This is a genomic window from Acinetobacter sp. NIPH 298 (assembly GCF_000369505.1).
Classification (GTDB): Bacteria; Pseudomonadota; Gammaproteobacteria; order Pseudomonadales; family Moraxellaceae; genus Acinetobacter.
Map to the genome: position 1 here is coordinate 388,208 of NZ_KB850055.1, position 12,449 is coordinate 400,656.

General features: G+C 41.8%; 11 protein-coding genes. 10 read left to right on the forward strand and 1 reads right to left on the reverse strand.

All coding sequences use genetic code 11. The features are described 5' to 3' along the window. Positions 1 to 27 precede the first annotated feature (27 nt). The 7 genes from tssM to F903_RS06760 all read left to right on the forward strand — a co-directional run bounded on the left by tssM (position 28) and on the right by F903_RS06760 (position 8,103). Positions 28 to 3,840, forward strand: coding sequence for a type VI secretion system membrane subunit TssM (tssM, locus tag F903_RS06730; RefSeq protein ID WP_005195667.1), 3,813 nt, complete (start codon positions 28 to 30; stop codon positions 3,838 to 3,840). 37 nt (positions 3,841 to 3,877) lie between these two features. Beyond that, on the forward strand, positions 3,878 to 4,837 hold the full coding sequence (gene tagF, locus F903_RS06735) for a type VI secretion system-associated protein TagF (RefSeq protein WP_005195668.1): 960 nt from the start codon (positions 3,878 to 3,880) through the stop codon (positions 4,835 to 4,837). A 77-nt stretch (positions 4,838 to 4,914) separates the two neighbouring features. Next, positions 4,915 to 5,607 carry an OmpA family protein gene (locus F903_RS06740; protein WP_416202025.1) on the forward strand — a complete coding sequence of 231 codons (693 nt, stop codon included), beginning with the start codon at positions 4,915 to 4,917 and terminating at the stop codon, positions 5,605 to 5,607. Between the two features lie 33 nt (positions 5,608 to 5,640). Beyond that, positions 5,641 to 5,904 (forward strand): PAAR domain-containing protein, encoded by a 264-nt coding sequence (locus tag F903_RS06745; RefSeq protein WP_005195670.1) that lies wholly within the window; start codon positions 5,641 to 5,643, stop codon positions 5,902 to 5,904. Between the two features lie 128 nt (positions 5,905 to 6,032). After that, positions 6,033 to 6,800 carry a molybdate ABC transporter substrate-binding protein gene (modA, locus tag F903_RS06750; RefSeq protein WP_005195671.1) on the forward strand — a complete coding sequence of 256 codons (768 nt, stop codon included), beginning with the start codon at positions 6,033 to 6,035 and terminating at the stop codon, positions 6,798 to 6,800. Beyond that, entirely contained in the window at positions 6,797 to 7,486 is a 690-nt protein-coding gene (gene modB / locus F903_RS06755) for a molybdate ABC transporter permease subunit (protein WP_004668992.1), read from the forward strand. Before modA ends, modB begins: the two co-directional genes overlap by 4 nt. Continuing rightward, entirely contained in the window at positions 7,483 to 8,103 is a 621-nt protein-coding gene (locus F903_RS06760; protein ID WP_171065216.1) for an ATP-binding cassette domain-containing protein, read from the forward strand. The genes modB and F903_RS06760 overlap by 4 nt, the downstream gene beginning before the upstream one ends. Here the strand turns inward: F903_RS06760 and chrA are convergent. Then, complete coding sequence (chrA, locus tag F903_RS06765; RefSeq protein WP_005195673.1) at positions 8,098 to 9,438, reverse strand: chromate efflux transporter; 1,341 nt, start codon at positions 9,436 to 9,438, stop codon at positions 8,098 to 8,100. The two genes, F903_RS06760 and chrA, sit on opposite strands and share 6 nt — an antisense overlap. Before the next feature lie 278 nt (positions 9,439 to 9,716). On the opposite strand from chrA, the gene tauA reads away from it, so the two are divergent. From tauA to tauC, 3 genes are read left to right on the forward strand one after another with little or no spacing between them, the layout of a single operon-like run. After that, the gene (gene tauA / locus F903_RS06770) at positions 9,717 to 10,757 is read left to right on the forward strand and encodes a taurine ABC transporter substrate-binding protein (protein WP_171065217.1); all 1,041 of its coding nucleotides are present in this window, start codon (positions 9,717 to 9,719) and stop codon (positions 10,755 to 10,757) included. A 9-nt stretch (positions 10,758 to 10,766) separates the two neighbouring features. Beyond that, positions 10,767 to 11,558: a taurine ABC transporter ATP-binding protein gene (locus tag F903_RS06775; protein ID WP_005195676.1), complete on the forward strand. Its 792-nt coding sequence runs from the start codon at positions 10,767 to 10,769 to the stop codon at positions 11,556 to 11,558. Next, positions 11,555 to 12,436 (forward strand): taurine ABC transporter permease TauC, encoded by an 882-nt coding sequence (gene tauC / locus F903_RS06780; protein WP_005195678.1) that lies wholly within the window; start codon positions 11,555 to 11,557, stop codon positions 12,434 to 12,436. Before F903_RS06775 ends, tauC begins: the two co-directional genes overlap by 4 nt. Positions 12,437 to 12,449: the final 13 nt, after the last annotated feature.

A 12,449-nucleotide genomic window follows, 5' to 3' on the forward strand; every position in this document is an offset into this window, starting at 1 on the left:
TTAACTTTTTAAGAATTCGAGAACTCAATGTACATCATTTTAGGTTATCTGTGGCAGTACATCACCAATCCGAAAGCAATTATTGCCTTGTCTTTATTTGTGGCACTTGTTTCTTCCTATTCGGTTATTCCACGTCATATTTTTCTGGCTTTGGCTGCAACCTATGTACTGGGTTTAATCGTCTATGGCATTTACTGGTTGATCCAAAGAAAACGCCATGCTGCACAGGGTGAAGAGTTAGCCAATGCGATTGAGCAAGAAAGTAGTGCTGAACATGGTCAACAAAAAGATAAGGCTGAATTACAGTTAATCCATCAGCAGATGAAAGAATCGATTCAGTTGATTCGTAAATCAAAATTAGGCGATAAAAAAGGCAATGCTGCACTTTATGAGTTACCTTGGTATATGGTGATTGGTAACCCAGCGGCAGGAAAAAGTTCTGCAATTTATAACTCTGGATTGAAGTTTCCTTTTGAAGAAACGCATCAAAAAATGGTCTCTGCAGGTCTGAGTGGCACACGTAATTGTGATTGGTTTTTCTCAACAGAAGGGATCTTACTGGATACCGCAGGACGCTATTCGGTCTATTCGGAAGATCATTCTGAATGGTTAGGCTTCCTGAATATTTTAAAGAAAAATCGCTCCAAAGCCCCTGTTAATGGCTTGATTGTGATTGTGAGTATTGCTGAATTGGTCAGCCAGAGTCCTGAAAGCTCATTGAAATTGGCCAAGAACTTACGCGCTCGTATTCAAGATTTGACCGAGAAATTAGAAGTTGTGGTTCCTGTCTATTTGATTTTCTCTAAAATGGATTTGATTGCTGGATTTACCGAGTTCTTCGATTGTTATGAATCGCAAGAATACAACCAAGCTTGGGGGGCGACTTTGCCTTATGAGCAGAACTCCTCACAAAATGCCGTCGAATTATTTGATAAACATTACAGCTTGCTTTATGACGGTTTGAAAAGCGTCAGCACGACGCATTTAAGTCGTCGTCATTCGCAAAATATCTCACCAAGTGTCATGACATTCCCACTGGAGTTCAAAACATTAAAGCCTGCACTTAAGAGCTTTATTGGGACGTTGTTTGAAGATAATCCATATCAGTTCCAACCGGTATTCCGTGGTTTCTATTTTACCAGTGCTTTGCAAGAGGGCGTTATTGAAAGCCCAATGACAGAGAACATTGCACAAGAGTTTCAGCTTGAGCATATCCAAAGCAGTACCCAAGAAGGCATCACACCATCAGTTGCGCCGAATCATGGCTATTTCTTACATGGATTGTTCTCGAATGTCATTTTGCGAGATAAGGATTTAGTAAAACAGCACATTAACCCTGCTAAAAAACGTCAACGCTATATCGCATTTATTGGCGCATTGGTGGGTGTTTCACTGATATTGGGAGTATGGGTTTGGTCATATCGCAATAATCAACAATTGATCAGCGACGTACAGGCAGATTTAGATAAAGTTGTGCATTTGGAAAAGTCATCTGGTGGACAACTCTCAACGCAACTTGAAGCTTTGTTAATATTACAAGAGCGTCTACAACAACTGGATGAGTTCGATAACAATCGCCCGCTCAAATTTAGTTTCGGTTTGTATCAAGGCAATCAATTACGTGAAAGTTTAAAAGCTGAATACTTGAAAGGTATCAAGCAGATCGTGTTGACGCCAACTCAGCAAAATATCGCGCAATATTTACAACGTGTTAAAAATAATGAAACAACGTTGAAAGAAAATCATGTCAATGTCGAAATCAAGCAGGTCGCTAAAACCCAGCAGTATTTAGAGCCGTCTGATAGCAACCCTCAAGATGCTTATAACGCGCTTAAAGCTTATTTGATGATGAGCAATCCTGAATACATGGACAGCAGTCACTTGAGTGATCAAGTCTCTCGTTTTTGGCGTTCTTGGTTAGACAGTAACCGTGGACAAATGCCACGTGGTGAGATGATTCAAGATGCGGAAAAGATTCTTTCTTATGCGATGACCTTGGCCAATCAAAGTGGTTTCCCTATTTTGGAAACAGATGCACAAGTGGTTGATCAAACGCGTCAAGTACTGTTGTCTGTCGTTCAAGGTATGCCAGCACGTGATCGTGTTTATAATGAAATTAAAATGCGTGCTGCAGTGCGTTTTCCAGCGGTGACCGTTGGTCAAATTGTTGGGGAGCAAAATCGAGGTATCGTGTTAGGTAGTTATGCATTGCCAGGTGTTTTCACTCAGAAAGCATGGGATGAATATGTGGAAACCGCCATCGATGATGCAGCAAACAAACCAACAGATAGCAAAGATTGGGTGTTGAATAGCCGTCAATCGGACGATCTCACGTTCTCTGGTAGCCCTGAGCAGATTCGTAAACAATTGGTGGCGTTGTATAAGCAAGAATATGTAGCAGAATGGAAGAAGTTCCTGAATGGTATTTATTATGCAAAAGCGGATCAGTTTAGCCAACAGGTCAAAAGTATTGATGTTCTAGGTGAACCACAAAACTCACCAATTCGTGTGCTATTACAACGTATTGCCATTGAAACCAATTGGGATAATCCAATTGTGCAAGCAGAACTGGCGATCCCTGAAAAAGGCTTTGTTGCGTGGTTCAAGCGAAAAGTCTTAAAAAGCTCTGATGATCAACGTACTATTCAAGCCATGAATAAAGCACAGGGTGCAATTTCGCAAGAGTACCAAATGTTCTATCAATTGGTACGTAAGCGTGATGATCTACAAGACAAATCATTATTTGATGAGTATATGAATCATCTCGCGCAGGTGCGTAGTAAGTTCAATGACCTCAAAACAGCAGGTGAGATTGGACCAAGTGCAATGGCATTGGTGAAACAGACCATTACTGATCAAACTTCTGTCTTTAACACTACCCAGAAGTATGTTGATGAGAAAATGATGGTGGGTATGAAAGAAGCCGATCAGCAAGTGGCACAGAAATTATTGATGAGTCCGTTGACGCAGGCATTTTCAAGTTTGATCCTGCCAACTCAGGATGAGTTAAATAAACTTTGGGGGATACAAGCATATCAACCGTTCCAAACCAATCTTAGTCAGAAGTATCCATTTAATTCGAGTGTGACACTTCAAGCAACCAGTAATGAAATTGGTCAGATCTTTGGTGAAACGGGCAGTATTTCTCGCTTTGTGAAAGAGGCTTTAGATCCATTTGTGATTCGTCGTGGTTATGTGTTGACATCTAAGACATGGAAAGATTTGGGCATCAGTTTGAATCCACAATTTGTGATGGCTTTCCAACAATATGTTGCACCGATCAATGGTATGGCAACGGGTAGTTTGGATCAGCCTGCGGCTGCCCCAGCATCGAACCAATCTAACTTCCAGTTTTATCCATTACAAAACCCACAATTCTTGTCTTATACCATTGATATTGACGGTCAACGTATGGTTTATGAAAATGGCATTCAACAATGGGTGAATTTTGTTTGGCCAAATAAAGGCGCGATTCCTGGTGCGCGTATCACTGCGATCGATCTAGAAGGACAAACGCATACTATCTTTGATGAACCTGGTGAGTACGGGATTAATCGCTTGATTGATAGTGCACAACGTAAAGAGCAAAATGGTAGCTTTGAGATGGTTTGGAAGAGCAAGGCAAATCCAGCATTATCATTGAAAGTAAACTTCCGATTAATCAGTGGCAATAGCTCAGGCAATGTTGGATCGAGTCGTGGTTATACAGGTTTAAAACTTGTGGATAAAGTGGTGACGGAGAAAGCAGTTCGCGTTGTCTCTGCTCAAATGACTCCAAACAATAGTGCAGCAGCATCACAATCTTCTACTGTTTCGCCATCTCAAGGAGCAACACCGTAATGATTAGGATGATCACGCAGTACCGTGGGGAGGGCGTATGCAAGCAGTAAAAACCACGCCGTTATATTATGGAAAAACACCTGCTCGTGGGGATTTTATTAAATCCAAAGGTCAATATGCGTTAATTCAAGTGCTTGATCAGTGGATCACTGAAGCACTTGAACATGCAATGCAAGCACCTGAGTTTAAGCAGCGCTATGAGGCATTGCCAGCACTCGATTTCTTTATTGCAAATCCTTCAGAATCGATGTTTCTCGTCGCAAACTTGATTGCCAGCCAAGATAGTTCAGGACGAGCGTTCCCGATGGTGTTGAGTCAATTACTAGAGATTGAACAGCCTTATCAGAATCTGTTGCTTGCACCTTATTTTTATAAGTCGGTGTTGGTGGATTTATTTCAACGAAATCGAGTATTACGCAGTATCCGCGATACGGATGTGATGTTGGATAAGCTCAACAATTTACCCAATTTAGTTCAGGTTTTCACCGCATCAGAATGCAATAGTTTTTATGAAAATCATACTTTGCATTCATTTGCCCAATTGATGAAAATCAATGTTTATCAACTTGTACAAAGTATGATTGGATTGGGGCTTTTGCTTCAACCCATCCTGAAAAATGGCACCAGTCGTCTAAATAAAGTGCTGATTTTGCCGATCAATAATCATATGTATTGCTATGAAATTGCTGCTTTTTGGGTAGGCATGATTGGACGCTTTTTAGAGAAAAGTAATACCGAAATATTGATTGGTATCTTGCATCGGGAAGAACCGATTTTATTCATCGGTTTTCAAGGGGCAGATATCATGGCTTTAAGTGATTTGTTTACTCAGAATATGCAGAGTGATCATTGGGTATCTTTGATCCAAGCAGAGTGGATTGATGCTTATCTTGAACAGAATGCAGGTCTCGCCACTTTAGAGCAATCATTGTGTCAACGTCAGTTAAGCCTTAACCAAGGTTTAAAGCTATTTCGACAAACTTTTTTAGATGAATAAATATGACAAATAATACGAAGTTTATATTGGGTGGTTGGGCCGTTGCCTTATTGGGTTTAGCGCTGAGTCCTTTGACAATGGCAGCACCGATTGTGGTTGAAGGCGTTGTTCCGAATGAAGCAAGTAAACAGGCGATTTTGGTTAAAATGCAGTCGGTTTATGGGGCAGATCAAGTGGTCGATAAGATTCAGGTTCGTCCTGTTTCAGCGCCAAACGGTTGGAGTGATTCGGTGACGCGTGTCATTACACCAGATCTCAAGAAAGTGAAGCAGGGACAACTGCGGGTACAAGGGACTCAGATTGAACTGACTGGGAAAATGACAAATCCAAATGAAATTCAACCCACAGCATCAAATTTCCAGTCTCTAGTGCAACAGCCATATCGATTCAATGCCCAGCTTTCCGTAAATCTGGCTGAGCAAAAAGTCATTGATGATGCTTTAAAAGATCGCATCATTGAGTTTGAGTCAGGTAGTGCGATTTTAACTGATGCAGGAAAACTGATTTTGGATGAAATGGCCGTTGCTTTAAATAAGGTCGGAGGTAAGCAAGTCCGAATCATTGGGCATACCGATAGCTCGGGCGATGCCAATAAAAATACGATTCTGAGTAAGGAACGTGCCGTCGCTGTACAAGATTATTTAGTGGCTAAGAATATAGCGACAGATCGTTTAAGTACGGAAGGTAAGGGTTCTAGTCAACCGATCGCTGATAATACAACTGCAGATGGTCGCCGTAAAAATCGTCGAATTGAGTTTGAAGTACTTTAATTTTATAGCATCAAAGATGCGAGGGATGTGATTATGGCAACACCCTATATTGTGATTGGTTGTCCAACAACTGGTGGTGGGAAGGTCATTTCTGGAAATAGCAGCTTCTTGATTGAGGGTATTCCGATTGCTTGTGTAGGAGATAAAGCGACTTGTCCAAAGCATCAAACGGTTTCGACGATTATTGCAGGCGATCCAAATATGCAGGTGATGGGTAAAATGGCTGCACGGGTCAATGATCCTTTGTCTTGTGGTTGTAAATTGTTGCCGAAGCAGAGTTTGGTTGTGAAAGGCTAATTCCATTTAGTTGGATTTTTCGCAAATGATCTAAAAGCAAAGCGCTGGCTAATTGTGGTTTTTCGTGTATCTTTATTAGGCGCTATGTTTGTGGAAACATAGCGAAATCCGAGGAAGATTGAACATCTATGAAGATTAAAGCAGCGTGCTTTGCAACAATACTGTTCGCAGGAAATTTATTGTTTGGTGCTAATGTATCGGCGACCAATACGGTGACGGTATATGCTGCTGCGAGTCTGACGGATGCAATCAATGAATTAACCCAGCACTATCAACATAAAAATAAAGTCAAAATAAAAACCTCTTATGCAAGTTCTGCAACATTAGCCAAACAGATTGAAGCAGGTGCGCCAGCGGACGTATTCATATCTGCGGATGTGGACTGGATGAATTATTTGCAAACAAAAAAACGAGTCACAGTAAATCATCGGGTCAACTTACTCGCAAATCGTTTGGTATTGATTAGTCCGAAAGATCGCCCAATCAAGATTAAAATGCAAAATAACGTTGATCCACTGAGCGTGATTCGAGGTCGAATTTGTACAGGCGATACCAAAAGTGTGCCTGTTGGAAAATATGCAAAGCAAGCTTTAATCTCGCTGGATTGGTGGCAACGTGTCGAGCCTCGTCTCGTCGCAACAGAAGATGTTCGTGCTGCTTTAAACTTTGTCGCACGTGGTGAATGTCAAGCAGGGATTGTTTATGCCACTGACGCCGCGGTGACAAAGAATGTGCAGATCGCCGCCGTATTTCCTGAGAATACCCATAAACCGATTATTTATCCAGTTGGATTAGTTAGGAACAATACAGAGTCCTTAAAGTTCTATCAGTTTCTGCAAAGCCGAGAGGCAACTTCTATATTTAAAAAATATGGCTTTAGTGTACTGACGCAATGATGCTCACACCTGAAGAGATCGAAGTCCTGAAGCTGTCATGTAAAGTGGCAGCAACTTGTCTCATTTTTAGTTTAATTCCTGCCACCTTGATTGCTTGGATATTGGCGCGAAAAGAGTTTTGGGGAAAATCACTATTAGAGACGCTGGTGTTTTTACCGTTGGTGTTGCCACCAGTAGTACCCGGTTATTTATTATTGCAAGTTTTTGGAAATAATGGGTTTTTAGGGCAGTATCTCGCACCTTTCGGAATAGAGTTTGCATTTAACTGGAAAGGAGCGGTACTTGCATCGGCAGTGATGGGGTTTCCGTTATTGGTACAATCGATACGACTCGCAATTGAGCTGGTCGACCAGCGTTTAGAAATTGCGGCGAAGAGTTTGGGAGCTTCTTCATTTGGTGCGTTTATGCAAGTGACTTTGCCATTGGCCAGTAGTGGGATTTTAGTCGGTAGTATTTTATGTTTCTGTCGAAGTTTAGGGGAGTTTGGTGCGACCATAACCTTTGTTGGTAACATTGCCAGTGAAACGCGAACGCTACCTTTAGCCATGTATAGTTTGATGCAACAACCTGATACTGAAGCAGCGGTTTGGCGCTTGATTATTTTGTCATTGACGGTTGCCTTTTTTGCCTTATGGTTTGCGCAGTGGTTCAATCGCTATCAGAAAAATAAGCGTGGGTATGCGTGATGATTGATTGTCATATTCGTTTACAGCAAGGTCAATTTAGTCTTGATCAGCGTTTCCAGTCTGATCATGCAGTCATTGGTTTATTTGGTGCATCAGGTTCAGGTAAAACCACAATCTTGCACAGTATCGCTGGTTTAATCACACCACAATCAGGCTGGATCAAGGTTCAGGATCAGATCTGGTTTGATCATGCTCAAAAGATTAATTTAACGACGCAACAACGCCGCGTCGGTTTAGTTTTTCAAGATGCACAGCTGTTTCCACATAAAAATGTGATGCAAAATTTACGCTTTGGATTTAAGCATATTCAGCCGCAGCAACGGCAGTTTGATGTGGACTATATTATTGAGTTATTAAAGTTAGGCCATTTAGTCGAGCGGATGCCGATTAAGCTTTCAGGTGGCGAGAAGCAGCGCGTTGCCTTAGGTCGAGCGTTACTATATTCACCACATTTATTGTTATTAGATGAACCTTTATCAGCCTTGGATGCAGCGCATAAGGCTGAGATTATTCCTTTTTTTCAGCAGGTAATACAGGATATTAAAATCCCGATGCTGTATGTCAGCCATGACAAAGCGGAGATCGAGCAGCTCACAGATGTGATGTGGTATTTATAAGAGATATAGCATTAATCCACACAGAGCAGATGCAAAAATAACATACAGCACATTGATTTGGAATTTAAATAATGCAATTAAAGCAGCAAGAGTCATCAGTGCAGCTTCAAAATTAAATCCTTGCTCAAAACCATTAGGCCAAAGCACATGATAGCCAAAGAACAGTGCGAGATTTAAAATCACCCCAACCACGGCTGCTGTAATTGCGGTCAGTGGAGCTGTAAATTTAAGTTGGTTATGGGTGGATTCGATGACAGGTGCGCCCGCCAAAATAAATACAAAAGAAAAAAGAAAAGTGAACCACGTGACAATCACGGCTCCAATTGCACCTGCAAGAAATAAATGCTCAGTTCCTAATACGGCAGCATTGAAAGCGCCAAGAAAACCGACAAAAGCCACCACCATAATCAGTGGGCCGGGGGTGCTTTCACCTAATGCAAGGCCATCAATCATTTGCGTTGGACTCAGCCAGCCATAATTTTCGATTGCGCCTTGATAGACATAAGGCAGAACTGCATAAGCACCACCAAAGGTCAGTAAAGCCGCTTTAGTGAAAAACCATGCCATTTGCGTATAAGTATGTTGCCATCCCAATGTTAAGGACAATATTAATATCGGCACACACCATAATAATCCTGCAATGATTAAAATCTTGAATAGATTCGCCCAACGGAAAATAGCATGACTGGGTGGCGGAGTATCATCATCAATCACCGCTGTACCATAACTTTTTGCGCTATTAGTATGCGCAGTTTGCTGAGCAAATAAGTGCGGATATTTTTTACTGGTCAGATAGCCCAGTATCGCCGCACTGAGGATGATGATTGGAAAGGGAATTTTAAAGAAAAATATAGCGATAAATGCTGCGCTGGCAATCAACCATAAAAATTTATTTTTGAGGGTGCGATGACCGATTTTATAGGTTGCATGGAATACGATTGCGGTGACCGCAGGTTTGATGCCATAAAATAGCCCTGCAATAATTGGGACATCCCCAAACTGGATATAAACCCAAGAAAGTAGGATCAGAATAAATAATGAGGGCAGAAAAAATAAAATGCCAGCAACCAAAGCGCCGACCGTTCGATGCATGAGCCAACCAATATAGGTGGCCAATTGTTGTGCTTCTGGACCAGGAAGCAACATACAGTAATTCAGTGCATGCAAAAACCGTTTTTCCGAAATCCAACGTTTTTGCTCAACCAGTTCTTGATGCATAACTGCAATTTGACCTGCTGGACCACCGAAACTGATAAAGCCTAATTTAAGCCAAAATAAAAAAGCTTGCCAAAAGGGAATGCTTTGAGTTTCTGGTACGACATCTGGTTGTTGCATGATTGGTCTCAGCAAGCGTTGGATTTTTGTTCATAATAAGATCACGATATTACATCATCTTGTAAGCACCGTATTTATCGAAGCGCAGTATTACTTACTCTATGCGTTTAATGATTCAAAATGATGAATTTATTAGGCCGCTTTCAGGGATTTATCAAAGGAGTCTATTACAGTCTATTTGGATATACAGCACAAGTTGATAGATTTTAAATGAATATACAACGCACTTTTTCTTATTTTTAATCATAAAGCATGACGCATACCATAATCAGATATTGTTGAAAGATCATCTGATTATGGGCATTAAGAACTCCAAGCCACTTATTGTTACAGCAATCGTCCTTGTGGCGATTGTTGCTTTTATTATCTATCAAAATCAAAAAGATGCTGTGCCTATTCATTCTAAAAATAACAAGTCTGTTGTGATCGCCTATCAGACAGGCATTGATCCGACCAAGGTGGCTCAGGTCAATGGAGACTATGAGCGTGACAGCGATCGGGCTATTCAATGGCGTAAATTTGATGCGGGTTCAGATGTGATCAATGCACTGGCATCGGGTGATGTGGTGATCGGCAATATTGGTTCAAGTCCATTCGCCGCCGCCGCCAGTCGTGATTTACCCATCGAAGTATTTTTAGTGACTTCAAAATTAGGTGGTTCTGAGGCTTTGGTGGTGAGTCATAAATCGGGGATTAAAACACCACAAGATTTAGTGGGCAAGACCATTGCGGTTCCCTTTGTTTCAACCACACATTACAGCTTATTGTCTGCGTTAAAGCATTGGGATATTTCAGAGAATCAACTCAAAATCATTAATTTACGTCCACCTGAAATTACTGCGGCTTGGGAACGTGGTGATATCGATGCAGCTTATGTTTGGGAACCTGCATTAAGCAAAATCAAAGCTAGCGGGCAGGTGCTTACGGATTCGAAACAAGTCGGCGAGTGGGGTGCACCAACCTATGATCTTTGGGTGGTACGCAAAGATTTTGCTGAGAAAAATCCTGAATTCCTCAAAGCTTTCGTAAAAACTAGCTTGAAGCAGATCGAAGCCTATAACCAAGATCCCAAAGCTTTTGAACATAATGCGGACAATATTCAGAAAATTGCTCAACTGACGGGGTCGGATAGTAAAGATATTCCATTACTGCTTTCAGGAAATATTTATCTAGATCGTCAGCAACAACAAGCCACTTTAGCGGGTGAGTTTGCCAAGAATATTTTTGATACGGCGACTTTCTTAAAAAGTCAGGGCAAAGTCGATCAAGTTAAGGCTGATTATCAAGGCAATGTCACCACCCGTTTCTTACAGCCATAGGAGATCTAAATGAGCATATTAGCTGCCGAGCATCTTCATTTAACTTTTCCAAAGCAGCATGTACCTGTACTGCAAGATATTAATCTCAAGATTGAAGAAGGCACGTTAACTGTAGTTTTGGGAGAGTCAGGCTGTGGTAAGACAACCTTGTTGAATATTTTGGCGGGTTTCCAACAGCCAAGTTCAGGGCAAATTAAACTGGATGATGAAGTGCTTACAGCACCTGATGCGCGCCGCGCCGTGGTGTTCCAAGATCATGCTTTGCTGCCTTGGTTAAATGTCTCTGAAAATATTGGTTTTGCTTTACAGCTTAAGGGTTTGAAAGCCGAACAAATTCAACAGCAAGTCGATGCTATCCTGAAAATCGTCGGTTTGAGCCATGTTGCCAAAGCAAATATTTGGGAACTGTCAGGGGGGATGAAGCAACGTGTTGGTATTGCTCGTGTTTTGATTAGCCATGCAGCTTTTATCTTATTGGATGAACCTTTCGCAGCATTAGATGCATTTACCCGTGAAACCATGCAGCAGTTGGTTTTGGATTTATGGATTGAACAAAATAAGTCCTTCTTTCTGATCACACATGATATTGAAGAAGCCTTGTTACTGAGCAATCAACTGGTGTTAATGACGTCTCGTCCCGGCAAGATCGTGGAAACTTTAAAATTAGATTTTGCTGATCGCTATAAACGGGGAGAATCCATTCGCGCGATTAAATCCGATCCCAAGTTTATTCAATTACGCGAACAACTGTTTGAACGTTTGCGAGTGCAGAAACAGGCAGGACATGAGGTGGCTGTATGACGGGTCAAGCAAAAAATACCGTCTATGAAGTTACGAAGACGACTGAGCTGCATCCATCCGAGCCCAAGCAATCAAGTTTCGTTCTGAATGCATTAGGAGGGTTTGTAGCTCGCCGCCGTAGTTTGATTCTTAGTTTGTCGAGTGTTTTGAGTGTATTGGCGATTTGGTATCTGATCACCGCATTAAAGATTGTCCCAAGCCTATTTTTACCAAGTCCACAGGCGGTATGGCAGAAGTTCCTTGAAGTCAGCCAACAAGGCTTTATGCAAGCCACCTTATGGCAACATTTGGCTGCGAGTATTTCACGGGTCTTATTGGCGCTTGTTGCAGCAATTGTGATTGGTGTGCCCCTAGGGTTGTGGATGGGGCAGAATAAATGGGTACGTGCGGTATTTGATCCTTTGGTTGAATTATTGCGTCCGATTCCTCCTTTGGCGTATTTGCCCTTATTGGTGATCTGGTTCGGCATTGGTGAAACCACCAAAGTGCTTTTGATTTTCTTTTCGATCCTTGCACCCGTGATTATCAGCAGTACCCATGGCGTGTTGAGCCATCAACTTAATCGTGAGCGTGCTGCTTTATCTTTAGGCGCGAGCCAGTCACAAGTATTTTGGCATGTGATTTTACCAACGGCGTTACCGCATATTTTGACAGGAATCCGTATTGGTCTGGGTGTGGGCTGGTCAACCTTAGTAGCATCGGAGTTGGTGGCAGCAGATCGTGGTATTGGTTTTATGGTGCAGTCAGCGGCGCAATTCCTGATCACTGATACTGTGGTACTCGGCATCATTGTGATTGCCATTGTCGCCGTCAGTTTTGAATTGTTTTTGCGTTGGTTACAACAGCAACTCTCGCCTTGGTATGGTCAACAGTTATAAGTGTGGATGTAAA